Genomic DNA, 24,595 nt, shown 5'->3' on the forward strand with positions numbered 1-24,595 from the left:
AAAATTTTTCCCTGGAAAAACATCGATAACTGCAGAAAAAATGCCCAGCATAATTCCATGCAAGGCACCCACCTCAATAATCCCGATTCGTCTCCACATAATCAATCGCTTTTATCTTATATGCCTCACCAGACTTTACAAGCACATACTCCTTCGTCCGGTCATAATCGATTTTGTCATCCAAATGATTCGTAAATGTAAAAACCTCATTTGTTGTTACAATAACTTCATCAGCGGCCGACTCTTCCACATCCACTATCTCATTCGACGTGAAATCATAATGATAAGCCGTATCTTCTAAATCACCAACATATTCTTCAAGCTCATCATAAACAATACTCCCTTCTTCAAGATAAGGAGTGATTAAACTAAAATCTTTATTGTTCAAAGCTGTTTCATAAGCATCACGGAAATCCAAAACAATATCGCTGAGACTATCAATGTCTACATCCGTGTCACTTGAATCAGTTTCAGCATCCGAAGCATCCTCTTCTTCACCCTCATTAAAATAAAACTCAAAACCATACCAACCTAAATCATCGTCTGTCAGAACATCTGTCTTAATAACTTTACCGTCCGCTTTTTCCAACTCAGCATGCAATTCAAACTCAGCATCATAAGGAACCGGACCGATTTTCTCCAACTCTGCAAATGTCAATCCTGTCCCTTCCCCATTTACAAACAACTGCGCCTCTTCCACGTCTGTAGTGAAAGTATACTCATTTGCTTCAAACTCAATCATGAAATCTTTTTCAGCAGAAGGGGTAACTTCCAGCTCCGTTTCACTTATAAATGAACCAAAGTGGTTTTCCGCTTCCGCTACAAAAGCATATACTCCCGGATAAATGCTTACTGTTTCCATAGCTTCACTGTCTTCCAGTTTCAATTCCGTTTCATTAATTGCCACATTCGTATCCGCTACATTTGTGCTCACGTTCAATGTCGCAGGCTCTGCCTGGAACGAGTATGTATTAAAAATAAGCAATTTCTTTTCCTGACGCACATCAAACAGTTTTTCTCCATTATTACTATAGATAGATTTACTTAACGGGTGATTGTCTTGTTCCAATAAATCGACATACTGATCCTTGATCGTCCCCCACTCATAATCTTTTATGTATTCGAAATAGCTAGCTTCATCGAGTAAAGCCGAATCATCAAAATTAATCTGGTCGACAAAAGCTTCCACATCATCATCCAGTATCGATTGATCCATCGCCTGGAAATTTTTCATTGGATCGAAATACGATGATAAAAATAAATGAGCTCCAATTAAAACAACCACAAACCCAGCAGCAATGCCAAGCAGCCATTTATTCTTTTTTGACATCGGCTTTTTCGGTGCATTGTTTGCCGTCCTTTTCTCGGATTCGACAGTTGGAGGTGTTGATGCAGCCGAGTTTTGATTTGTGCCACACTCTGTACAAAAAGCTTCATTTTCTTTTAACTCATGCCCGCATTGTATACAATACTTCAACTCTCTTTCTCCTCTCTATCTAGAAAGATTGACAGCTCATGACAACAATTTTGGATTGCAATCATGAGCTGTCTTTCAATTCTGTTACCAACCATAAGATGTCAGTTCTTCAATCTGTGTGATGAAGTCCATTAGGATTGCATCGGCAAGCAAGAAACAGATAAAGCTGATTAATAGAATGGTTGCGAGGCTAAAGTATATTTTTTGTCCATTTCGATTAATCTCAGAAATCTTTTCATAAACAAATAAAACAGGAACATATGAAAATATCATGATTACGGAAATAGCTAAAGTAAAGAGTGTTAATTGATAAGAACCAATCAGTCCACCAATTACAGCGACTAGATTTAACCCTACGAACGGAACATAGATCGAACCGTATTGGGCGATAATCTTTTTAATTGAATCTTGGCTCTTCGCGAGTTTCGTCATTGCCAAAGCACTTCCGAACGTGATTGCAATTAAAATGAGTGCAAAGAAAAAGAGTCTTGAAACGATGCCGAAGAATGGAAGTGACGGTACTGATTCACCTAACCAGCCCCCTCCAATTGATTTATATAAGGAATTCCCAAGAAAATAAATGCTTAATGAGAAAAATAATGCAAAGAGCCCGATATTGATCAAGCTATTCGTCATTTGTTTTTCACCGGACTTGAATGCACGCACCGGATTTTTTAATAGATGTAAGAAATAAGACCAATAATTATTTAACCCTTCTTTAATCGTTTCTGTTGTTGGTTGTGCATTTCCTTCGATTGTTGCCGCTGCTGGATTTGAATTTGTTGTTGCTTGCGGCTCTGCTTGTGCCTTCATTTGCTCGGCATTTACTTGTGAGTCCTCCTCTCTCTCAGATTGTTGATTCGAATGATCAGCAGCATGTTGAGCCTGCATTGCCGTACCGCATACACCGCAAAACTTCCCAGTCTCCTGCTGATGGTTACAACTTGGACAAACTAACATTAGACATTCTCCTTTATAATATTAACTTCTCCCTTTCACACGCTTGCCTTGATGACTCTATGTAAAGGAAAGTAGTTTTATAACCCTAGTAATATAACAATATAAGTCTTTTCGACTACCTAACTGATTATAGCAAAGTTTTCTGCAATTTAAAGTGTTTTTCATAAAAAGCTATATAATCTTACTATTCTGACCGACATAATAGCTGTGCATCACTTTTGAATAATCGATCCAGGTACTCATCAATAATAAATATGTGAAAGTAGGTACAAACAAAATGTCAACGAACACCAAAGAAAAAACCACACGATTCAACTGGCTTCAAAAACGTATTTCAAGAAAAGTAGCTGCCGCACTCTTCGTCGCGATCCTGCTCGTATTTTCCACCACCGGCTTCTGCAGGATTTAGCCTATGGCTCTGAATCTGAAGCGAACGCAACAACGGATCTCTCCTCCCTTATGTCTTCTTTCTCAGAAGAAGCCGAGGAGGCGCATAACAATAGTCGAACAGCCTATGACTCTTCCAACACAGTGCTTGAGCAAACGAAAGAAGACAGTAGTTTAATGGAGCGCTCGACTGCGCAAATGGCAAAAATTGATCAGATCATTTATGAGTCCGTGCAGGTTGACGGTATCCGAACCATTTCGGATAACTTATCCGTCATCTCGACAAACAGTGAGAAAATGAACACGTCGATTCAAGTAATTGCTGCGATTTCAGAAGAATCCGCTGCTGGCATTGAAGAAACGTCAGCTTCCTCCGAACAAATTAGCAGTTCAATGGAAGAAGTAGTTTCAAGTTCGGATGAACTAGCTTCACTTGCGGAAGAATTGAATGAATTAATCCATTAATTTAAATTATAGATTCTATGCAGAAACAGCTCTCGCAAACAGTTTGCTTAGAGCTGTTTTTTACTAAGACAGAGGATCGAAGCAACTGACCGCCCCGCCAAAATAGATCTTATGAACTACAATACTACCCACAATTCTTTAGCCTCTATAGTAACTTTCCCCCACTCCAATCCAACACTGTCGCTAATTCATAAAAGTAAACCCTCTCCCCACTTAGCGGAACAAACCCACTCATTCCAATACTCACGCCATTCCAAATTATTTAAAAAATATATCAAAAGTACGGCTTCCATCATTAAGTTTAACGATAAAAATCAATCAGTTGACGTTAAATAATTCTAGCAGTACAATAACAGTAGAGATCCTATTATACAAGAAAATAAAACTGATAGAATCTCTATTCATAAGCATTGTAATCGCTGTCAGAAAAAGCACTTCTCTTTTTTTGCATTCACCAGATAGCGCTTACATCATTTGTTATAATACAAAGTAAGGGGGTTGGGAATTTTGTTAGAAGCATTAAATAAAATTAATGCGTTTCTTTGGGGTGCACCTAGTATGATCCTATTAGTAGGTACTGGTCTCTTTTTAACATTTGCGTTAAAAGGGCTGCAGTTCACTAAATTAGGGTATGCTTTCAACTTAGCGTTTGCACCGGATAAAGAGGACTCAGAAGCTGAGGGAGATGTTAGTAACTTCAAAGCGCTGATGACCTCGCTTGCCGGGATGATTGGTAACGGGAATATTGCCGGGATAGCAACGGCGATTACGCTCGGCGGACCTGGAGCGCTCTTCTGGATGTGGCTTGTCGGACTAATTGGAATGGCGACCAAGTATGCCGAAGCAGTGCTTGCGCAAGTCTACCGTGTCAAAAATCCAAATGGCGAATATTCGAGTGGGCCAATGTACTATATTGAACGCGGACTAGGTAAAAAGTGGAAACCGTTAGCAATTGCATTTGCATTTTTTGCTGCGATTGCGGCATTGGGGACAGGTAATGCCGTTCAATCAAATACAATTGCTGACGTCATGGATAATAGCTTCCACGTAACGGGCTGGGTTACAGGAATACTATTAGTTGTGCTGACTGGTCTGATTATATTCGGTGGGTTAAAACGAATCAGTAATGTTGCTGGGGTATTTGTCCCCGTCTTAGCTATTTTATACATTGCCGGGTCGATGGTAATTTTAATTTTGAATTATGATCAAATCATCCCTGCGTTTGGTTTAATCTTCCAGTATGCATTTACACCGGTTTCCGCAGCAGGCGGGTTCACTGGTTTTGTTGTTACCCAAGCTATCCAGCACGGGATCTCGAAAGGTATTTTCTCCAACGAGGCTGGTATGGGTACGGTAGCGATGATTGCGGGAAATGCTAAGACAAGCCATCCGGCAAAACAAGGACTTGTTGCCATGACAGGTACATTCATTGTTACGATTATCGTTTGCTCGATGACAGGACTAGTGCTTGTAATCACGGGTTTCTGGGATCCATCCGGCGGACTTATATCAGGAGTCCAGCATGATCCTACGCTTGATGGCGGTGCATTAACTAGTGCTGCGTTTGGAGCTGTTCTCGGCGTGGTGGGAGAGTATATCGTTTCCATTTCCGTTGTTTTCTTCGGATTTTCGACGATTATCGCCTGGTATGTCTATGGATCCAAAAGTGTTGAATATATATTCGGCGTAAAATACGTCGGCATTTATGGCGCTCTTTTCCTAGTTGCAACCTATATTGGGTCCGTAGCGGATCTTAAATTAGTCTGGGCATTTGCCGATATGGCAAACGCACTTATGATTATTCCTAACTTAATTGGTCTATTATTATTATATAAAGTAGTTCAGAAACATACAGAGGACTACTTCGCCAATCCAATTGAAAGACAGCAAATACAGAAAAAAGCATAAAGCTATATATAAACTACACAAACTAAAAACGATATGAAAGCAGGGATTTTAATGAGAATCGGTATTCCTAAGGAAATTAAAAATAATGAAAACAGAGTTGCCATGACACCAACTGGAGTAATTAATTTGAAAAGAGCTGGGCATGACGTATATATTGAAACGTCTGCTGGACTTGGTTCCAATTTCAAAGATGAAGATTATGAAAATGCAGGTGCTATCATTGTATCTTCTGCTGAGGAAGCATGGGCTCAGGATATGGTCATGAAGGTAAAAGAACCGATTCCTGAAGAGTATACCTATTTCAGAGAAGGACTTATTCTCTTCACTTACTTGCACTTAGCAAATGAGCCAGAATTAACAAGAGAACTAGTTGATAAAAAGGTTGTCGCTTTAGCTTACGAAACGGTGCAGCTTCCAGACAACTCACTGCCATTATTAACTCCAATGAGTGAAGTAGCAGGTACGATGGCAACACAGCTTGGAGCACATTATTTAGAAAAAACGCAAGGCGGAAAAGGTGTTGTACTCGCCGGTGTACCAGGTGTTAAACGCGGGAAAGTTACAGTCATCGGTGGAGGTGTAGTAGGCACAAATGCTGCGAAAATTGCTGTAGGACTCGGTGCACAAGTTTCCATTCTCGACTTGAACCCAACTCGCCTGCGTGAGCTTCACGAAATCTTTGGGAATAACGCTAACGTGCTTATTTCCAATGATGTAAACATTGAACAAGAAGTGATTGATTCTGATATAGTAGTCGGCTCCGTGCTCATCCCAGGCGCAAAAGCTCCTGTACTTGTATCAGAAGAGATGATTAAGCAAATGGAAGATGGTTCTGTCATCGTGGACGTTGCGATTGACCAAGGCGGAAACTTTGAAACAAGTGACCACGCGACAACACATGCTGATCCAGTTTATACAAGACATGGCGTAATCCATTATACGGTAGCGAATATCCCTGGTGCTGTACCGCGAACAGCAACAATGGGGCTAACGAATGTTACGGTCCCTTACGCGATTCAAATTGCGAATAAAGGATACCAAAAAGCGCTACTCGACAATCCAGCACTGCTAAAAGGCTTGAACACGCTAGATGGCAAAGTAACCTATAAAGCAGTAGCAGAAACATTTGACCTGCCATATGAAGAGGCAACTGTATTATTGAATCAATAATACTTCAAAAGATCCGCTTTCCTAGTTTGGAGCGGGTCTTTTTTATTGAGCTTTCTATTAAAAAAACAACGCTTCAATTCTCATCTGGTCATCTCCCTCACTAACCAATCGTTCCTGCATATGATAATCATAATTTTATTTATCCCGTAGTGGAGGTGGTAAGAAAACCCCGCTGAATGAAGTTTCTCTTTATGATTTAAATCTTTTTGGTTTATATTGACAAAGGAAAATATTGTTAGTATCATCCAAATTAGATAACTGTTTTCATTTTTCTGCAAAAAGCAATATATTAATATCCGGATTGAAAATGAAGGAAATGAATGATTTTGGATAAACATTCAAATTAAAGGACAGTCCGAAAGTCCCGGTGAGATAGGTAAAGAATCCCCCACTGAATGAAGTTTCACTTTATCAAAACCGATTAGAAAAAGCATATAGACCGTTCATGCTTTTTTCATTGAATACAAGAGACAAGCTTATTCGACAAAATCCAAAACACTCAGGAGGAGCCATATTGAAAATATACACGCTGACTTCAACACAGCACCTTCCCATTTCCCGGCAACAAGCTTGGGAATTTCTATCTAACCCTTCCCAATTAGAAAATATTACTTCTAGTGACTTATCCTTTCAACCACTCGCCCCACTCCCTGAAGTAATGGAAGTAGGAATGATTTTTCGTTTTCAAATTAAACCTTTTTTAGGTATTCGTATGAACTGGCACACTGAAATCACTCATATCGAAGAAGGCAGCATGTTCATCGATATACAGCGCTCCGGTCCCTTTCGGTATTGGCAGCACGAGCATCGCCTGATTGAAAAAGCGGATGGCGTAGAGATGCGCGACACAGTAAACTACGCGATGCCGTTTTCAGTCTTTGGGGAGATTGCACATCGAGTCTTTATCCGGAAGAAGTTGGAAGATATATTTGAATACCGGAAACAAGCAATCGCAAGCTATTCCGAAAATAACTAGATCCTCAAAAAAACCCAAGTCCATTTTAAAATTGAACTTGGGAATTTTAATGAAGGAATTCGTTCAACCTGACCTTGTCTCAAGCGCAACTCCAGGTTCCTTTCTTCCCTTCATATAGTTCCATGCAAAAACCACAAATATAATCACATAACCAATGATATCCGTTACAAGTTCCGGGACAATTAAAAGCAAGGAACCGATTCCAAGAATAATTCGGGTAATGACGCCTAAGTTTGTTTTAAAATAACCTTCGACTGCAGCACTAATTGCAATGACAGCTATGGCTGAACTAACTGCAACAATAAGGATATCCAGGATTGCGGCAAATGGAAACTCTGTTGCATTCACTGGCAGCCCTGCCGGGTTAATCAGAAGTAATGCGGGTTCATAAACAAAAATGAACGGAACGATGAACCCTGCTATCGATAACCTTAGCGAGATAAATCCGGTTCGCATCGGATCGCCTCCTGCAAGACCAGCTCCAGCAAAGGAAGCGAGCGCAACAGGCGGTGTAATGTTTGCAAAAATTCCAAAGTAGAATACAAACAAGTGTGCAATGAGAACAGGAATTCCGAATTCTGCAAGTGCAGGAGCTGCCATTGTTGCTGTAATAATATAAGCTGGAATGGAAGGTAACCCCATTCCAAGTACAATCGAAGCAAGCATCGTCAAAATTAACGTCAGCATGAGTGATCCAGCCCCAAGACTAGTAATTGCAGATGTTAATGTCGCTCCGAAACTTGTTAAATTAACGACACCGATAACAACACCGACAACCCCACAAGCGATGATTGTTGATAAGGATTGTCTTGTTCCCATTTCCAATGCCTCGAAAATATCTTTAATCGACATTCGCGTATGTTTCCGAAACCAAGATACAATCACGGTGATTACAATCGTATAAAAGGCCGAAAAAGATACAGGTAGTCCGTAGAAAAGCATTGCTATCAAACAAATTAGAGGGATGAGCAGATGCCAGCCATTTTTAAATACATTCTTTAACTCCGGAAGATCCGGCTTTGGCAGTCCCTTTAAGTTCGATCGGCCTGCCCGATAGTGAACTTGCATGATACTACTTAAAAAGAACAACAAGGCTGGGATTAAAGCTGCGAGAGCAATCGTACCGTACGATATTCCAGTTGTTTCCGCCATAATAAAAGCACTCGCTCCCATTACTGGTGGTAAGATTTGTCCACCAATAGAGGAACTTGCTTCAACAGCACCAGAGAAGTTTTTATCGTAACCAATTTTTTTCATTAACGGAATTGTAAAAGCACCAGTACTAACGACGTTACCAACTGCTGAACCGTTAATCGATCCCATAAAGGCACTTGAAATAACAGCAACTTTCGCTGGTCCTCCTTGTTTATGACCAGCTAGCGCAAGGGCAAGATCATTGAAAAACTGTCCCATGCCAGATTTTGCAAGAAATGCCCCAAACAAAATGAAGAGGAAGATAAATTGAACCGAAGCGCCGATTGCCGTTGAAAAAAGTCCTTCCGTTTTAATATAAAGCTGACCAAAAATATCGGCTAAATCAAACGGTCTTGTCAGAAGCATCCTCGGCAGCCAGTCCTGATGACTGAAAAATGGATAGACAAGAAATAACATGGCCAATATCGGCAGAACCCAGCCTGTGACCCTGCGTGCTGCTTCAAAGACTAAAATAACAGTCATCATCGCCATTATAATATCTGTCGTAGTGGCAATCCCTCCTCGTGTTGTGACAAGTTCAGGGTATACGACAAATAAATAAACACAGGAAGCGACACTTAGTCCAACGAGAATCCAATCATAGAACGGTATTTTAGCGCGGCTTTGTTTTTTGAATGTCGGATAGAGTAAAAATACGAGAGCAAGTCCACCCATTAAATGGACGTTCCGCTGCAAGAGAGTCGGTAGTGGATTAAACGTTACATATAAATGGAATAGAGCAAAAGCGATTGCGAAAATTGAAATGAACCATAAGATCCCCTTGTTGTTTACCTCCCGCACATTGGATTCCAAATCAAACTTTTCCAATACTTTCTGAACTTGTTCATCCGAAATTTCGGCAGATGCTGCTGGCTTCTTTTCGTTCGTCACAAAAATTCCCCCCTTATGTATTCCCAAATAGATAAAGAACGCGTCTTGATGACGACCCTCTCATGATCATCAAAATCATGATGTAAAGGAATTTCCCGATTTTCCGCGTAAATCGTCAAATTTACATTTTCTGATACAGTTATATTTAATTCCTCATGAGCGATATCCATTTCCATATGGATAAAACCATTTTCTGTCGTTGTTTCTTCAGCTTCATACGGTGTGCCCGCACCAAATGTTTTAAAATACGTCTCTACCAATATGATTTTCTGCTTTTCTCGCTTATACCTCTCAAACCATTCTTCTTTTTCAATGGAATGAATCCATCCTAAAGTAAATTCGTTCTCTTTAAGATAATAAGCGCTACTGCCTCCCGCAATTAGAATGACAGGCAGCCGTAAAAAAAGAAGAAAAAGGAGCACGATGAAAAACGCGCTCCCTATCCAGATTTTTTTCTTATTGCTCATTAAAATATTTCTCAGCTCCTGGATGTAATGGCGCAATGAGTCCGTCCCCGGCTGTATCTAATGATATATCGGATGCTGCTTGGTGTGAATTAGCTAACTGATCCAGATTTTCAAAGAAAGATTTCGTTAATTCATACACATCATCCTCACTTAAATCTTCGCGTACAACGAGCGCATTCGGAACAGCTGCTGTTGCCACAACTTCAGCATTATCATACATATCAACTGGAATTTCAAATGGAATAAAGTATGGGTGTTCTTCAGCAATTTCCGCAACTTTATCTGCATCTACTGTTACCAAATTAATATCAAGCGTTTCAGATAGTTCTAATACAGAAGCATTCGGCAGTCCACTCGTTAAAAAAGCTGCATCAATTGTACCGCCAGATAAACCGTCAGACGCTTCCGCATAACCTAAATAGTCTACCTGCAAGTCATCATATGTAATATCATGACCATCAAGCAGTGCACGTGCATTTATTTCTACTCCGGATCCCTGGTCACCAACGGCAACCCGTTTCCCAACCAAATCTTCAATTGTTTCAATACCAGCATCTGCTCTCGCGACAATTTGGACGACATTCGGGTACAGCGTGGCAATTTGTGTAATCCCTTCTAGTGGCTCTGAGAAGCTTTCTTCCCCATTCAAGGCCTGACTCAGTGCATCGCTCATAACAAACGCCATTTCTACTTTTTCATCCGCCATTAGATTCAAATTTTCAGCGGAAGCCCCTGTTGTCTGGGTACGAGAGTTGACATCATAAGTTGACGTGTAAATATCCGCAAGTGTTGTAGCGATAATATTATATGGACCAGACGCCCCGCCCGTAGCGATGGTCACAATATTTGCTTCAAGTCCGGCAGAATCCCCACTCCCGCCGTCACTACTATTCGCGTCGTCTCCTCCATCATCCCCACAGGCTACAAGCACAATTGATAGAATACCGATGACTAGTAAACCAAACCATTTCTTTCTCATTTCTGATCCCCTCTCCCCTTCTTTCAAATACCTTCAGTTTATAAAGCGCTTTCATTATAATGTCTTGGTAATATTTTGTCAATTACAAAGTATTACTTCATTTAAATAAGCTATATTAAGTTGAACTAAATATTTTATCAATTGTTTTCCTTGTCATTATGACTTGGTAGGAGAACACTATTAGACACGAGCAGTGGCAAATTCATGAAATTGTCTTATAGGTGAGTGCTATTAGACAATGGTCGGCTATATATCTATGAATCTGTCTCATAGATGAGTTCTATTAGACACAATCGACTGCTTTTTCCATGAATCTGTCTCAGAGGGGTGTTCTATTAGACACAATCGACTGCTTTTTCCATGAATCTGTCTCAGAGGGGTGTTCTATTAGACACAATCGACTGCTTTTTCCATAAAACTGTCTCAGAGGGGTGTTCTATTAGACACAATCGACTGCTTTTTCCATGAATCTGTCTCAGAGGGGTGTTCTATCAGACACAATCGACTGCTTTTTCCATGAATCTGTCTCATAGATGAGTTCTATTAGACACAATCGACTGCTTTATCCATAAAACTGTCTCAGAGGGGTGTTCTATTAGACACAATCGGTTACTTTATCCATAAAACTGTCTCCTAGATGAGCTTTATCGAACAAAAGCGAATTTAAACAACATAACTTTCTAATAGATGGATCCGTTCCTATTACAGGAGTGAAAACTTCAGTTTCAACATATATAGCTTTTATTTATTCAAGTATGGTATGTTTACCACACAAAAATAGAGGTGCTCTGACACCCCTAAGTTAATCACTTTCTTTCCTATAATCTACACTTTCTCCTTCTTCTCTCTCGTCACAACATGAAGAGCTAATGCAACAAATAAAAATCCACTAACAAAGTTCCCAATCGTAACAGGAATTTGGTTCCAGAACCACCAGTCTGCCAAACTAACATCTGCACCGACCATCATTCCTGCTGGGATAACGAACATATTAACAACTGCGTGTTCAAATCCTTGCGCAAAGAAAATAAAAATTGGTATCCACATTGCAGCAATTTTACCAAAAGTAGAAGTAGATGTAGCATTCATCACCACTCCCAAGGTGACCATGAAGTTACAAAGCATTGCTTTCACAAATACAACAACCATGCCATCCATGCCAATTGCTTTATAATCTAGTGTTTTACTTTCCGCTACTGCAATCAGCTTTTGAATCATAATAGACTCATCGATATTACCAAAATAAGTAATGGTTATCACATACAATGCCGCATAGATGAGGCTGCCGGCTAAGTTTCCGATGAACGCCCAAGTGAAATTATGAGCAATAGATGATATCGGAATTTTTTTGCGGAATCGAGCTACCGGAAGCACGGCAAAAGAGCCTGTAACCAATTCAAGATTCAGTAATAAGGTCATTACAAATCCTGTCGGGAAAATAAGTGCGCCGACAATATCTAATCCAGTTTGTGTCGCTCCAGTGAATGCCAATGTTGTCGCATATCCTAATAATGCACCAGCTAGCATCGCTTTAATCAAAATATGGCTTATTGATAACTGTGACTTATTCACTCCAGCTGTCGCAATAGACTCGATTACTTGATTCGGTTTTACGTAATCCATATGCATCTATCCTTTTCATTTTAATAGTTATATGTTCATAACTTCACATACAAGAGCACTAACTTAAGTATAAACTATTTTTGGATAGATAAGTCTGACAGATTTGTGACTATATCTCTTAAACTCAAATCATTAATGAAGACAAAAAAAGCTGGAACTGATCTTAACTAAACTTCAGTTCCAGCTCTATAAAAATTATACGCAAAACCATCCACTAAATTAGAGTTGTTAATTAATCACTTCTGCCGTATCAAGGCTCAAGTGTTTACGAACCGTTCCGTGCGGGTCAATGACATATTTTCTTGCTGCTCCGCCGTCAAACTGTTTATATCCATCTGGGGATTCACCCATAGAAATGACCGTCGCGTTCACCACTTTCGCAATTTGTGCACGGCCACTTAAAATCGCCTGCATTAAATCGCGGTTGTATTTCATTACAGGCGTTTGTCCCGTAACAAAATGATGTGCTTTTGCGAAACCTAATCCAAAGCGGATTTTCAGTGTTCCTTCTTTCGCCTCTGCATCAACCGCACCCGGGTCACCTGTAACATACAATCCAGGAATACCGAGTCGTCCTCCTGCTCGCGTTATATCCATAATGGAATTCAATACTGTTGCAGGGGCTTCCCCGGCATCTTTGCCGTGTCCGCTCGCCTCAAAGCCTACCGCATCAACCGCACAATCAACTTCCGGAACGCCTAGAATTTCTGCGATTTGCTCACCGAGATCATCATGGTCTCTTAAGTTAACCGTTTCACAGCCAAAGCTTCTCGCTTGGGCCAACCGTTCTTCATTCAAATCGCCTACAATAACAACCGATGCACCAAGCAGTTGTGCAGAATGCGCTGCAGCAAGTCCAACTGGTCCAGCTCCTGCTACATATACCGTCGAGCCCATTTTAACTCCCGCACTATAAGCACCATGGTATCCAGTCGGAAAAATGTCCGAAAGCATCGTTAAGTCAAGAATTTTATCCATCGCCTTATCCCTATCAGGGAATTTTAACAGCTGGAAATCAGCATATGGAACCATCACATATTCGGACTGACCACCGACCCAGCCTCCCATATCTACATAACCGTATGCAGAACCAGGGCGATCCGGATTCACATTCAAGCAAATATGCGTGTCTTGCTGGCGGCAATTGACACAACGCCCACAAGCAATGTTGAATGGGACAGATACAATATCACCTTTTTCAATGAATTCTACGTCACTTCCAACTTCTATCACTTCTCCCGTAATCTCATGCCCCAACACCAAACCACTTGGAGCGGTCGTTCTTCCGCGAACCATATGCTGGTCACTTCCGCAAATATTCGTTGCAATCACTTTTAAAATAACTCCATGATTACACTTCCTTCCGACGTTCAGCGGGTTAACACCTGGTCCATCACGGAGAACAAGATCCGGATAACCGATATCCTTCACTTCCACCTCTCCTGGCTTGGAATACACTACTGCTTTGTTTGACAAACGAATCACTCCTTAAAAAAATTTTATAAGGATGTCTATCATGTAGGCATTGCTCTCTGAATTCGATTATATCAGGGTTAAGCAAAAATTCAATTAATTTTAATTTACATGAATTTACAAAATATAACACCATAATGTCTGTTAAGACGAAAATTTTGTTGAATATACCACAAAAATGTAAACAAAAAACTAGAACTGCAATTTATTCCAGCAGCCCTAGTTTAGTTAAAATCTTACTTCACCATATGTAGTTGAGTTGATTCGTTCCCAACTACATATGGTGATGGAAAAGCCGACTTTGGTAATTATGAAATTCATTCCCTTATATAATTTCTTTTTCTGAAATGATTACACCGTCTTCATCCGCATAAACGAAACTCCCCGGTCTCCATTTTACATCACCAAAAGTAAACCTCACATTCCGTTCGCCAATTCCATTCTTTTTACTTTTAAGCGGATTTGTTCCAAGTGCCAAAATCCCGACATCCATCGTAGCAAGATCTCCGGAATCACGGACACAGCCGTTAATAATCACACCAGCAAGCCCGCGGGTAACCGCAATCCCTGCTAATCGGTCTCCCATAAGTGCACAGTTCCTTGACCCCCCGCCATTTACGACAATGACAGAACCAGCTGGCACTGATTCAAGCGCTTCTTCGAATAAAACATTATCTTCATACACATGAACCGTTTCAATTTTCCCCGAAAAACGGTGCCGCTTCCCGAAAGAACGAAAGTCCATTTTACATACCTGGACCTCACTTGCATGGTCATCACAAATGTCTGCTGTTTTTAAATTATCCATTAACTATTCCCCCTTTTGCTGATTCCTTCCTTATTAGCGCGGATTCCTGCACATTCCTGGAATGAGAAAGATATCGACGAACATCCATAGCCAAAGAATGCCAAGCGGAATGTAGCCGATTAAGATCCACTGCGTTGCCCACCCAGTTACCCCTAATAATAACTGCATAATTCCAGTTGCTACTCTTCCAGTGTAGAACCGATGAACTCCAATCTGGCCGAAGATGAGCCAGAGGATATATGCTAATGCGATACTTTTCTGATGCATGATGTTACCTCCTGTTTGTCTATCTGCTCCTTTAACAATAAACCGTATCCTAACTTATATTATTCCACCAGCACCATCCTCTAAACCTCCAGTTGACCAATTCAACAACATTTGAGTGACATGAGGAACTTCAATAGTTACCATATTAAAATCGTATCGTTTTACAGGCAGGCTTGAAAGCGGAAGAAAGAACTATTTCCCAAAAAATTCCGAAAGAAGAAAGACTCATACCATATGGATTTTTTACCGAACGTCCACATTACCACCACTTAACACACTAACGATATTTTTATCTTCCACTCCTAATTTCCCGCTCATCGCTGCAGCTACCGTAACGGCCGCTGACGGTTCAATAAGTTGCTTCATCCGTTCAAGAACAAGGATTTGTGCCTCTTTAATTTCATCCTCTGAAACGAGAACAATATCATCCACATACTGCTGAATAATCGGATAGGTCATGAATCCTGGTTTACTTGCCCGAAGCCCATCTGCAATCGTAGATGATCTAGGAATCTTCGTGATTTCCCCACTTTTTAATGACAAATACGTATCATTTGCGATTTCCGGTTCCACCCCAATTACTTTCACATTCGGCTTACTCTGCTTAATTGCCGTTAGAATACCAGCTATTAGCCCACCGCCACCAATTGGAACAACAACCACATTAGCTTTAGGTAGCTGAGCAAGTATTTCCAGACCGATTGTTCCTTGTCCTGCCATTACAAATGCATCATTATATGGTGGTATAAATACACCGTTCTTTTCTTTCGCAAGCTCCTTTGCCCGAGAAATCCGCTCCTCTGAAGTCGTACCGAACGTTTCAATCTTCCCGCCATATGTTTCAATTGCTTGACGTTTCGTATCCCGGACATCTTCCGGTGCAACAACCGTAACCGGCACCCCGAGCTGCGTTGCAATATAGGAAACCGCCTGTCCATGGTTTCCACTGGATGCCGTTGTGATATACGCCGCTTTCTCCCGGACCATCTTCTTCACTTTATTCGTCGCCCCACGAATTTTAAATGATCCCGTTTTCTGCAAATGCTCCGCTTTAAAATACATTCCATTTCCACAGATTTCACTCAGGCTGCGCGAATGTAAAATTGGTGTCGTATCAATCACATCTTGAATATCCCGCTTCGCCTGTAATATGTCGTGAACAATTATCATAAGTTAATCCCTCCTCATCAAACGTGAAAATATTCTTAAATGTCATTATAAGCGATAGAGGAAGCGATTGCACGACTTGAATTTTTGGGCAATTTAGTAAGCATCAATAGGATTTTGAAACCAAAGTAAATATAAATGAAATCATTTAGGAAAACTATGAACCCCTTTATATCTCCATCACTCTCTATTCATAGAATTGAACTTACGTACAACAAATACGAAACAGTACAGGTTTCGCCCAAAGAAATAAAATTCTGTGTAGAGACGTTACAAGAAAAGAATCCAGATATTCAAATTAAAGAACACTAAGTTAATGAATTTCATAATACGTATGTAATGCTTTTCCATCACCATATGTAGTTGAGTTGGTTCGTTCCCAACTACATATGGTGATGGAAAAGCCGACTTTGGTAATGATGAAATTCATTCAAGTAACTATTACATAAAATAAAGTGTAAAACGTTTGGAATATTATGTTATCATTTAAGTATAGAGATAATGAGTTAGCGGGGAAGTTTGGTTTAAGAGCAGGGTATCACAGCCTATTACCCAAAAAATAAGTTAAAAGAGGGGAAGATAAGTATGTTTGAATCCATATTTGAAAAAGCTTTAGTAGGAGAACCACTTTTGGTTTTAAAGATAGTCAACCATTAGATGATTATCATTCATCAGCATGCGAAAGAAGGATGGAGACTAGTACAAATTTTTTCCCCAAGCGTAGATAGTCATAAAGGAGTCTCGTCGACTTATTTTGAATTAATCTTTGAAAGAGAGATATAGGTTTAATTGATATTAAAACAAACGTTGTTGTGCAAAACCTATAATAAAAGCTGTTGTATTTTCTTAGATGAAACCTTGTTACAAAGATGCGATGGTAAATGTTTTATTGGAGAACAATACCAACGACTAAATAAATGATTAAATCATATACCAGAAGATTAATACACCACAAGGAGGAATCGGTATGGGAGACCAATTTTTTGTTGGTTGGGGAACTCTTACCCTTATTAACGCTGGATTGGCACAAGGGAAAAACAGATCGGGGCTTAATTGGTTCTTTATTTCTTTGTTCCTTGGACCAGTAGCAACACTTATATTAGTGACCTTAGAAAAGCTGCCAGAAGAGGAAGATCATAATTTTGTCGATGAAGATTGAATATTTCTGCAACCAGGCGCTTTTCTCAATCGACTTAAACTTACATTTTATTTTTATGAATTCAAACAATCCAACCCCTCCCCACTTCATTTTACTTCACAGCTTTATTTCTGTCATTTTAAATATAAAAATGCGTGGGGCTTACACTTTTTCAGTGTAAGCCCACGCTCCCAGCCTCTTTTATTTCTAATAAATTTTTACGCCAATATTTCCTTTGATTTTCTCTAAAAAATAGTTGACTTGCTTTTTTGTCCGGTTCAGTACATCTTCGTCAACAATAACACGATCCCCTGTCTTATCAATGTCACTGTCTTTGTAATAAAGTCCTTTTAAATTTTGAGCTTTCATCGTCGCCAGTAACGGTTTCAACGCATAATCGAGCGCCAATAAATGAGAAGAACTGCCACCTGTCATGACAGGTAGTACATACGTATCTTGTAAAACGTCTTGCGGCAAGATATCGAATAATGCTTTTAGTACACCAGAATATGAAGCTTTATATACCGGTGAACCGACAATTATTCCATCCGCTTTTTCTAACGTCTTGGCGATTTCCTTTATTTTCGGACTGTTGAAGTTTGCAAAAAGCAAATCCTCTGCATCGATATCTTTCACGGAAATATGCTTAACGGAATATCCTTCCTCTTCCGCAAGGTCGCCTAAATAATAAAGGATGCGTTCCGATCTTGATAATGCAGATGGACTGCCTGACACAATTACAATTTGACTCATTCATCATCCCCCTTTTCGCTTATCAACGTGACCCTATGACACTCAAGCACGGTTTACTTAGTTGCTAAAGCCTTTTCCAAATGCTCAATCCCGACTTCTGTCACCGCTTGAAACACATTTCCTTTGCCGATTTCAACAACTGGAACATGACGCACGCCATATTTTGCTTCCAAGATATCCCTGCGATCATCATTTTCTGTCACATCAATCGTTTCATAAGCTAAATTATTTTCCTCCAAATAACTTTTTACCTCATTACAATAACTGCATCCTTCTTTCGACCAAACGACAATGGATTGCTGTTTTGCCATCTTTATCCCTCGCTTAAATTAGTTTAATGAATTTCATAATACGTATTTAATGCTTCACCATATAGCCGACTTTGGTAATGATGAAATTCATTCAGTTGTACATATAATCTATATTTTTTTATTGTGATGTTTCAGCTTGCTTCCGGTATCGATTTTCGATAAATGGTAAATTTAGATTTCCGCGCAGTGTATCACTTTCATAGTTGCGGTTGAAATATCCTTTTTCCTCTAATATTGGAACGACAAAGTTTAAGAAATCGTCATATTGCTTACCCATTACATACAGATTAATGACGAAACCATCCGCAGCTTCGTGATCAACCCACTCGATCATTTTGTCAGCTACTTGTTCATACGTACCGATAAACTCACTTTTCGGAGTCGCAACACGTAAGGCAACTTCTCTTAATGTTAAGTTTTCCTGCTGTGCCATCGCTTTAATTTGATCTGTCGTTGATTGGAAACTATTTTTCCCTACATCGCCAATGTCTGGGAAAGCTTCATCCAACGGAAACTGACTGAAATCAAAATGATCGAAGTAACGTCCGAGATAATGTAAAGCTTCCTCCGTACTAATTAAGTTTTTTATTTCGTCGTATTTCGCTTCCGCTTCTTCCTCAGTTGCACCAATGATTGGAGAGAGTGACGGTAAAATAGCAACGTCATCGCGTTTCCTGCCATTTTGAACTGCTTGATCCTTTAGGTCACGATAATATTCTTGGGCGCTTTCCAATGTCGCCTTATTCGTGAAAATGGCCTCCCCATGTTTCGCTGCAAAAGCGATTCCTGTTTTCGATGCCCCTGCCTGGAATATAACCGGCTGCCCTTGTTTCGAACGATCGATATTTAAAGGACCATGCGCTTTAAAAAACTCCCCCTCATGGTTTAAGCGGTGCATCTTATCCGCATCGAAAAATTGGCCTGTTTCACGGTTCCTGACAAATGCATCATCTTCCCAAGAATCCCATAATCCTTTCGCAACTTCCAAATATTCATCTGCCATTTTATAGCGTAAGGAGTGGTCTGGATGATTCCCTTTATTGAAGTTTGCAGCCGTTCCTTCAAGTGGTGTCGTTACAACATTCCAACCAGCCCGGCCACCGGAAATTTTATCCAATGATGCAAATTGCCGCGCGATATTAAATGGTTCACTGTACGTTGTTGATACCGTTCCGACTAAGCCAATTTGTTTTGTTACAGCAGCAAGTGTTGCTAATAAAGTGATGGGCTCAAAGCGATTTAAAAAATGGGGAATCGATTTTTCATTAATGTGTAATCCATCTGCAATAAATATAAAGTCCATCCCCGATTTTTCGGCTTTCTGCGTTACGTTGATATAATGTTCTAAATTGATACTTCCGTCTACCGGAACATCTTCTGATTTCCAAGAGTTCATATGGCCGCCCGGACCTTGGATAATAACACCAAGTTTCATATTTTTCTTAGACATTTCCTCCACTATCCTTTCTTATTGCTCATCTTCCAGTAAATCCACACCATACCATTTCACTGATAGCTCAGAGAGAGTGCCATTTTCCTTAAGTTTCTCTATCGTATTATTAATCTCTGAAATTAACGCATCATTTTCCTCTGTCTTTTTAAATGGTAATGCGACAGGCTGATCTCCAAATGGTTCACCAACAATTTCAAGCGGAATTCCTTTGTCATTAATTTGCGCTAACAAAATCTCTCTCCCTGATACGAACGCATCTACCTTGCCATTTGCAACATCTGTAAAAATGACGTCATTCGATTCAAATGTGACAATTTCATAGTCACCGTCTGGATAGTTCTCTTGCAACACATTTCCATAGTTTGATCCCAGCACGTTCGCTATCGTTTTTCCACTTAAATCATCTAATGATTGGATATTCTGGGTCTCTGTTCCTGATGCAATGACAGTTTTGGAGTTGTAATATGGAGTGCTAAAATTATAATGCTCTCCTCTTTCCTCTGTTGCGGCAAAGTTTGCTACCGTATCTACTTTCCCAGATTCCAAATTGGCTAAGATGCCATTCCAATCTGTTAACACCCATTCTATTTCATAATCCATTTCGTCAAATATAGCTGTTATAACATCGACACTAAACCCCTTTAACTCATCAGCTTCTTTAAAGTATTGTGGATAACCGTCAGGCCCAGCACCGATCTTTACAACCTTTGCTCCTGCTTCTGCCCCCTCACCGCTAGAACAACCTACTAAAAGGGACAAAAATAGCACACTCATTAACAAAACTAACTTTCTCATTGACTTCTCCTCTATTTCTTGTTTTCTACTGTTCATCTTCCAGTAAATCTACACCAAAGTATTCCAGTGATATTTCCGAGAACTTTCCGTCTTCTTTCAGTGCCTCTATTGCTTTGTTTAAATCAGCAATTATTGCATCATTTTCTTCTGTTTTCTTAAATGGCAAGGCTACTGGCTGGTCGCCAAAAGGTTCTCCTACAATTCGTAACGGTAAGTCTCTTTTACTGATTTGCGCCATTAAATGTTCTCTGCCATGTATGATGCCTTCAACCTTGCCTGATCCGGCGTCCGTATAAATGACGTCCGTTGATTCATACGTAACAGGTTCATAATCTAAATCTGGGTATTGTTCCTTTAATACATTTTCAAAATTTGTGCCCATAATGTTACCGATTTGCTTACCAGTCAGATCTTCTATTTCCTTTAACGTATCATCATCTGCCGCTGTCGCGATCGCTGCTTTGGAACTGTAATAAGGATCTGTAAAATTATAATCTTGCCCTCTTTCTTCCGTTGCAGCAAAGTTAGATGCTGTATCTATCTTCCCCGATTGTAAGTTGGCAAGGACCCCGTTCCAATCCGTCATGACAAATTCGATTTCATAACCAGCTTCTTCAACAATTGCTTTAATAATATCGACACTGAATCCCTTCAACTCATCATCTTCTTTAAAAGATGTCGGAAAGCCATCCGGTACTGCACCTACCGTAATGACGTTATCCCCCTTAGTACCTTCTGAAGCTTCACTCTCTCCGCTTCCCCCACAGCCCGCAACAACTAACAATAAACCTGCTGCGAGAAACAATATGAATCTATTCATTTATTTTTCTCCCCTTTTTGTTTTGACGATTAAGCGATATATGGTTTACTTATCCGCTGTTCATACCAGCCTTGTAATTGGCTATATAGGAAAGTAATCGCCCAATAAATCAGGCCAACCGCTAGATATGCTTCAAAAAATCGTAAATTTGCCGATGCCAGTAATTTCCCTTGCGCTAATAACTCCGTAACACCAATTGTGAATGCAAGAGATGAGTTTTTGATTAACCCGATGAACATATTCCCTGTCGCCGGCAGCGCATTCCTTACTGCTTGCGGTAAAACAATTCCCCGCATCGCTTGAGCATAGCTCATGCCCACGGATGTAGCAGCTTCCGCCTGCCCCCTATCCACAGACTCTAAGCCTGCACGGAATATCTCCGCTAGATAAGATGACGTATTTAAGCTGAATGCGACGATTGCTGCCGCTCCTGCCCCTAGGTCATTGAAAACCGGGAACAATTGAGGAAGTCCAAAGTAGATCATTAACAGTTGAACAAGCACGGGCGTCCCCCGGAAAAAAGAAATATATACTTTCGCTACTTGTAAAAGAACTGGCACTTTATTCACAAGGATAATCGCGAGGATGACACCGATCATAATCGCAATCACCATCGATACGATCGTTAAATATAATGTAATTGGCAAATAGGTGAGTAATTCCGGAATGATTTGCACGACATAACCGAAATCGATATTCAATAAAACCACTTCCTCTTTTATTTACTTCAAACAAATACTGCTAATTCACTTAATAACTCATATGACCTCAATCGTTTCTCTTCATCCAATATTGGTGTATGGATAATGAACTCCTCAACTCCAAAAGCAGATGCAAGCTTATCAAATTCATTTTTCACAAAATCCGGACTGCCCGCAATCATCTCCACTTCCTGCTCCTTGATTTCTGTAATGATTTCATCCGTCTGTTCGCGGAAGGCTTCAACTTGATCAAGAGTTCTTACAGACATCGACCGGCCACTTTCGGTGAAGATTTTATAAATTTTATAATCACGTGCTTCTTGCTCTGCCGCTGTTTGCGTTTCTGCAGCAAAGGAAGCAACCGCAACGATAAATTTCCCTTCTGGATAGATCTTTCGATATTGCTGAATAGCTTCTTTGAGAAAATCATTATTACTGTTTAAAAAGTGAGCATATACGAAGTTCGCGCCCTGCTCTGCCGCAAGCTTAGCACTGTTTGCACTTGCTCCAAGCAGAAATACAGGTACTTTTTCGTCTGGTTTCGGAAGAGCCTCCGCGCCATACAATTCATGGTCTTCCGGCAATGTGTCATGAATAAAATGATGAAGCGTCCTAAATCGTTCATCAAACTTAACATCACTGCCAGCGCCACCGTAACGCAAGGCTTGCGTAGCCAATGAAAAACCGCCTGGCGCCTTCCCTATCCCGAGCTCAACTCTCCCAGGGGAGAGCAAGGATAATAGCTGGAAATCTTCTACTACCTTGAACGGACTATAATGCTGGAGCATCACTCCGCCTGAACCAACTTTAATCGAAGTTGTTTTTGCTAATAAATGAGAGACGAGCACTTCTGGGGAAGTCCCTGCAAGGTCAAGCGTCTGATGGTGTTCTGAAACCCAAAAGCGTTCGTAACCCCATTCTTCTGCTTTTTGCACCAATTCGACCGTCCGCCTCAACGCATCTCCCGCTGTTTTCCCCGGTGAAATCGGGCTTTGATCAAGTATTCCTAATTTATATGTCAAAGTATTCTCCCCCTCCTATACTTTACGATTACAAGGCTAGCTCCTTTACATGTTCAGTTGGATTAGCCGAGTCGTCAGCAGAGCCATGATTTCGATGGAAGTCCTTTAAAAACTTTTTCGTCCGCTCCTTCTTGGGATGATCGAATATCTCTTCTGGTGTCCCTTGCTCAACAATTGCTCCATCGGCCATGAAAATTACTTTATCCGCGATATCACGGGCAAAGTTCATTTCATGCGTGACGATAATCATCGTTTTATTATGATTCGCGATTTTAGAAATGACACGAAGCACTTCTCCTACCCACTCGGGATCAAGTGAAGAAGTCGGTTCATCGAAGAGAATCGCATATGGATTAACTGCAAGCGCCCGGGCTATTCCAACCCGCTGTTGTTGCCCGCCAGACAGTGCAATCGGATATTGATTCGCTTTATCCAAGATTCCTACTTGACTCAGTAAATCTCTTCCCATTTCTTTCGCAGCTTCTTTTTTCATCTTCTTCGCTACGACTAAAGCATGGGTGACATTTTCTAATGCTGTTTTATTTTTAAATAAATTGTAATGCTGAAACACCATAGAGGTTTGCATTCTTAATTTATTTATCGTTGTCCGTTTCGTTTGATTCACGTCTATCGCGACACCACCAATTTCAATTTGACCTGAATCCGGTCTTTCTAAAAAATTCATGCAACGCAGGAGTGTTGATTTCCCGGAACCAGACGGTCCAATAATTACGACAACTTCTCCCTCATCGACATCAAAACTAATGTCTTTCAAGACAACATGGTCTTTAAAGCTCTTCCGTATGTTCGATACTTTTATCATCAATATCCACCTTTCAAGTGCGCAAATTAATAATCTAGTATTCACACCAATTTACTAAGGATTGGAAATTGAATTGATTATAGCACCTAATTAGTCAACTGACAATAGGCAAAAGTCTAATATATTATTTTCCAAGATGAAAAAGGGGAATTAATGCTGAAAATAATCTTAATGTATAATAGTACATATACGATTCAATATTTAATTGTGATTTTTTTCACTAAAAAGGCACTTCAGTCCATTCTAAAAGAAATTTCAATCGAACTCGTATACCTCAGCATAGATAAAGACGCGTTGGACAAAAGAGAAGCAATTACTGCTTGGGACCACGGAAATATGCGATTACGGCAACTTCTTATTATCGTTAAAGAAATTATGAAATACCGGAAGATAAGCGGAATTGATATTTGCGGAGAATATCCGGTAAGTCCGATGACGGAATTTGAACGGGAGATCGTAACAGCAATAAAGAAAAACAGTTACGCAAACGAATTTTTAGTAAAACATATACTGCATTGGTTAAGAAAGACGGATCACGACCCAGAAGTTTTACACGCTTAATACAAT

At 40.2% G+C, this 24,595-nt stretch carries 26 protein-coding genes; 8 read left to right on the plus strand and 18 right to left on the minus strand.

Going from position 1 to position 24,595, the window contains the following annotated elements; translation table 11 throughout:
• Positions 1-73 precede the first annotated feature (73 nt).
• Together L3V42_RS01495 and L3V42_RS01500 are read right to left on the minus strand one after the other, a co-directional pair.
• Complete coding sequence (locus L3V42_RS01495; protein ID WP_238471096.1) at positions 74-1,477, minus strand: TcaA NTF2-like domain-containing protein; 1,404 nt, start codon at positions 1,475-1,477, stop codon at positions 74-76.
• 84 nt (positions 1,478-1,561) lie between these two features.
• A complete protein-coding gene (locus L3V42_RS01500) occupies positions 1,562-2,437 on the minus strand; it encodes a DUF6574 domain-containing protein (protein ID WP_238471097.1) in 876 nt (291 codons plus the stop codon).
• Between the two features lie 459 nt (positions 2,438-2,896).
• On the opposite strand from L3V42_RS01500, the gene L3V42_RS01505 reads away from it, so the two are divergent.
• The 4 genes from L3V42_RS01505 to L3V42_RS01520 all read left to right on the plus strand — a co-directional run bounded on the left by L3V42_RS01505 (position 2,897) and on the right by L3V42_RS01520 (position 7,343).
• A complete protein-coding gene (locus L3V42_RS01505; RefSeq protein ID WP_238471098.1) occupies positions 2,897-3,289 on the plus strand; it encodes a hypothetical protein in 393 nt (130 codons plus the stop codon).
• Between the two features lie 507 nt (positions 3,290-3,796).
• The gene (locus L3V42_RS01510; protein WP_235762102.1) at positions 3,797-5,197 is read left to right on the plus strand and encodes an alanine/glycine:cation symporter family protein; all 1,401 of its coding nucleotides are present in this window, start codon (positions 3,797-3,799) and stop codon (positions 5,195-5,197) included.
• A gap of 51 nt (positions 5,198-5,248) precedes the next feature.
• Positions 5,249-6,367, plus strand: a complete 1,119-nt coding sequence (gene ald / locus L3V42_RS01515; protein WP_238471099.1) for an alanine dehydrogenase — start codon at positions 5,249-5,251, stop codon at positions 6,365-6,367.
• A 514-nt stretch (positions 6,368-6,881) separates the two neighbouring features.
• The gene (locus tag L3V42_RS01520; protein WP_238471100.1) at positions 6,882-7,343 is read left to right on the plus strand and encodes an SRPBCC family protein; all 462 of its coding nucleotides are present in this window, start codon (positions 6,882-6,884) and stop codon (positions 7,341-7,343) included.
• A 63-nt stretch (positions 7,344-7,406) separates the two neighbouring features.
• Here the strand turns inward: L3V42_RS01520 and L3V42_RS01525 are convergent, their stop codons facing one another.
• The 8 genes from L3V42_RS01525 to L3V42_RS01560 all read right to left on the minus strand — a co-directional run bounded on the left by L3V42_RS01525 (position 7,407) and on the right by L3V42_RS01560 (position 16,215).
• Positions 7,407-9,428, minus strand: a complete 2,022-nt coding sequence (locus L3V42_RS01525; RefSeq protein ID WP_238471101.1) for a TRAP transporter permease — start codon at positions 9,426-9,428, stop codon at positions 7,407-7,409.
• Positions 9,425-9,895 (minus strand): DUF1850 domain-containing protein, encoded by a 471-nt coding sequence (locus L3V42_RS01530; RefSeq protein ID WP_238471102.1) that lies wholly within the window; start codon positions 9,893-9,895, stop codon positions 9,425-9,427. Before L3V42_RS01530 ends, L3V42_RS01525 begins: the two co-directional genes overlap by 4 nt.
• Positions 9,885-10,874 carry a TAXI family TRAP transporter solute-binding subunit gene (locus L3V42_RS01535; protein ID WP_238471103.1) on the minus strand — a complete coding sequence of 330 codons (990 nt, stop codon included), beginning with the start codon at positions 10,872-10,874 and terminating at the stop codon, positions 9,885-9,887. Before L3V42_RS01535 ends, L3V42_RS01530 begins: the two co-directional genes overlap by 11 nt.
• 825 nt (positions 10,875-11,699) lie before the next feature.
• Positions 11,700-12,497, minus strand: coding sequence for a formate/nitrite transporter family protein (locus L3V42_RS01540; RefSeq protein WP_238471104.1), 798 nt, complete (start codon positions 12,495-12,497; stop codon positions 11,700-11,702).
• Positions 12,498-12,725: 228 nt separating this feature from the next.
• Positions 12,726-13,973, minus strand: coding sequence for a formaldehyde dehydrogenase, glutathione-independent (gene fdhA, locus L3V42_RS01545; RefSeq protein ID WP_238471105.1), 1,248 nt, complete (start codon positions 13,971-13,973; stop codon positions 12,726-12,728).
• 322 nt (positions 13,974-14,295) lie between these two features.
• Positions 14,296-14,778, minus strand: coding sequence for a ribonuclease E activity regulator RraA (gene rraA / locus L3V42_RS01550; RefSeq protein ID WP_238471106.1), 483 nt, complete (start codon positions 14,776-14,778; stop codon positions 14,296-14,298).
• Between the two features lie 33 nt (positions 14,779-14,811).
• Positions 14,812-15,045: a TM2 domain-containing protein gene (locus L3V42_RS01555; RefSeq protein WP_235762093.1), complete on the minus strand. Its 234-nt coding sequence runs from the start codon at positions 15,043-15,045 to the stop codon at positions 14,812-14,814.
• Positions 15,046-15,288: 243 nt separating this feature from the next.
• Complete coding sequence (locus tag L3V42_RS01560; protein WP_235762092.1) at positions 15,289-16,215, minus strand: threonine/serine dehydratase family protein; 927 nt, start codon at positions 16,213-16,215, stop codon at positions 15,289-15,291.
• A 135-nt stretch (positions 16,216-16,350) separates the two neighbouring features.
• Between L3V42_RS01560 and L3V42_RS18440 the strand changes: the two genes are divergently transcribed.
• The 3 genes from L3V42_RS18440 to L3V42_RS01570 all read left to right on the plus strand — a co-directional run bounded on the left by L3V42_RS18440 (position 16,351) and on the right by L3V42_RS01570 (position 17,371).
• On the plus strand, positions 16,351-16,524 hold the full coding sequence (locus L3V42_RS18440; RefSeq protein WP_369412809.1) for a PH domain-containing protein: 174 nt from the start codon (positions 16,351-16,353) through the stop codon (positions 16,522-16,524).
• A gap of 345 nt (positions 16,525-16,869) precedes the next feature.
• Positions 16,870-16,995, plus strand: a complete 126-nt coding sequence (locus L3V42_RS01565) for a DUF4177 domain-containing protein (RefSeq protein ID WP_438822749.1) — start codon at positions 16,870-16,872, stop codon at positions 16,993-16,995.
• A gap of 184 nt (positions 16,996-17,179) precedes the next feature.
• On the plus strand, positions 17,180-17,371 hold the full coding sequence (locus tag L3V42_RS01570) for a hypothetical protein (RefSeq protein WP_235762091.1): 192 nt from the start codon (positions 17,180-17,182) through the stop codon (positions 17,369-17,371).
• 186 nt (positions 17,372-17,557) lie between these two features.
• Here the strand turns inward: L3V42_RS01570 and ssuE are convergent, their stop codons facing one another.
• The 8 genes from ssuE to L3V42_RS01610 form a co-directional block, all read right to left on the minus strand.
• Positions 17,558-18,103 carry an NADPH-dependent FMN reductase gene (gene ssuE / locus L3V42_RS01575; protein ID WP_235762090.1) on the minus strand — a complete coding sequence of 182 codons (546 nt, stop codon included), beginning with the start codon at positions 18,101-18,103 and terminating at the stop codon, positions 17,558-17,560.
• A 53-nt stretch (positions 18,104-18,156) separates the two neighbouring features.
• The gene (locus L3V42_RS01580; RefSeq protein ID WP_235762089.1) at positions 18,157-18,414 is read right to left on the minus strand and encodes a glutaredoxin family protein; all 258 of its coding nucleotides are present in this window, start codon (positions 18,412-18,414) and stop codon (positions 18,157-18,159) included.
• A gap of 118 nt (positions 18,415-18,532) precedes the next feature.
• A complete protein-coding gene (locus tag L3V42_RS01585; RefSeq protein WP_238471107.1) occupies positions 18,533-19,864 on the minus strand; it encodes an LLM class flavin-dependent oxidoreductase in 1,332 nt (443 codons plus the stop codon).
• Between the two features lie 18 nt (positions 19,865-19,882).
• Positions 19,883-20,662: a transporter substrate-binding domain-containing protein gene (locus L3V42_RS01590; protein WP_238471108.1), complete on the minus strand. Its 780-nt coding sequence runs from the start codon at positions 20,660-20,662 to the stop codon at positions 19,883-19,885.
• A gap of 25 nt (positions 20,663-20,687) precedes the next feature.
• The gene (locus L3V42_RS01595) at positions 20,688-21,482 is read right to left on the minus strand and encodes a transporter substrate-binding domain-containing protein (protein WP_238471109.1); all 795 of its coding nucleotides are present in this window, start codon (positions 21,480-21,482) and stop codon (positions 20,688-20,690) included.
• Positions 21,483-21,511: 29 nt separating this feature from the next.
• Positions 21,512-22,183, minus strand: coding sequence for an amino acid ABC transporter permease (locus tag L3V42_RS01600; protein WP_235762085.1), 672 nt, complete (start codon positions 22,181-22,183; stop codon positions 21,512-21,514).
• A gap of 26 nt (positions 22,184-22,209) precedes the next feature.
• Positions 22,210-23,205, minus strand: a complete 996-nt coding sequence (locus L3V42_RS01605; RefSeq protein ID WP_235762084.1) for an LLM class flavin-dependent oxidoreductase — start codon at positions 23,203-23,205, stop codon at positions 22,210-22,212.
• A gap of 28 nt (positions 23,206-23,233) precedes the next feature.
• Positions 23,234-24,028 carry an amino acid ABC transporter ATP-binding protein gene (locus tag L3V42_RS01610; protein ID WP_235762083.1) on the minus strand — a complete coding sequence of 265 codons (795 nt, stop codon included), beginning with the start codon at positions 24,026-24,028 and terminating at the stop codon, positions 23,234-23,236.
• Between the two features lie 153 nt (positions 24,029-24,181).
• On the opposite strand from L3V42_RS01610, the gene L3V42_RS01615 reads away from it, so the two are divergent.
• A complete protein-coding gene (locus L3V42_RS01615; RefSeq protein WP_235762082.1) occupies positions 24,182-24,589 on the plus strand; it encodes an arginase family protein in 408 nt (135 codons plus the stop codon).
• Positions 24,590-24,595 lie beyond the last annotated feature (6 nt).

The sequence above is a fragment of the Oceanobacillus alkalisoli genome (genome assembly GCF_022213125.1).
Classification (GTDB): Bacteria; Bacillota; Bacilli; order Bacillales; family Amphibacillaceae; genus Oceanobacillus; species Oceanobacillus alkalisoli.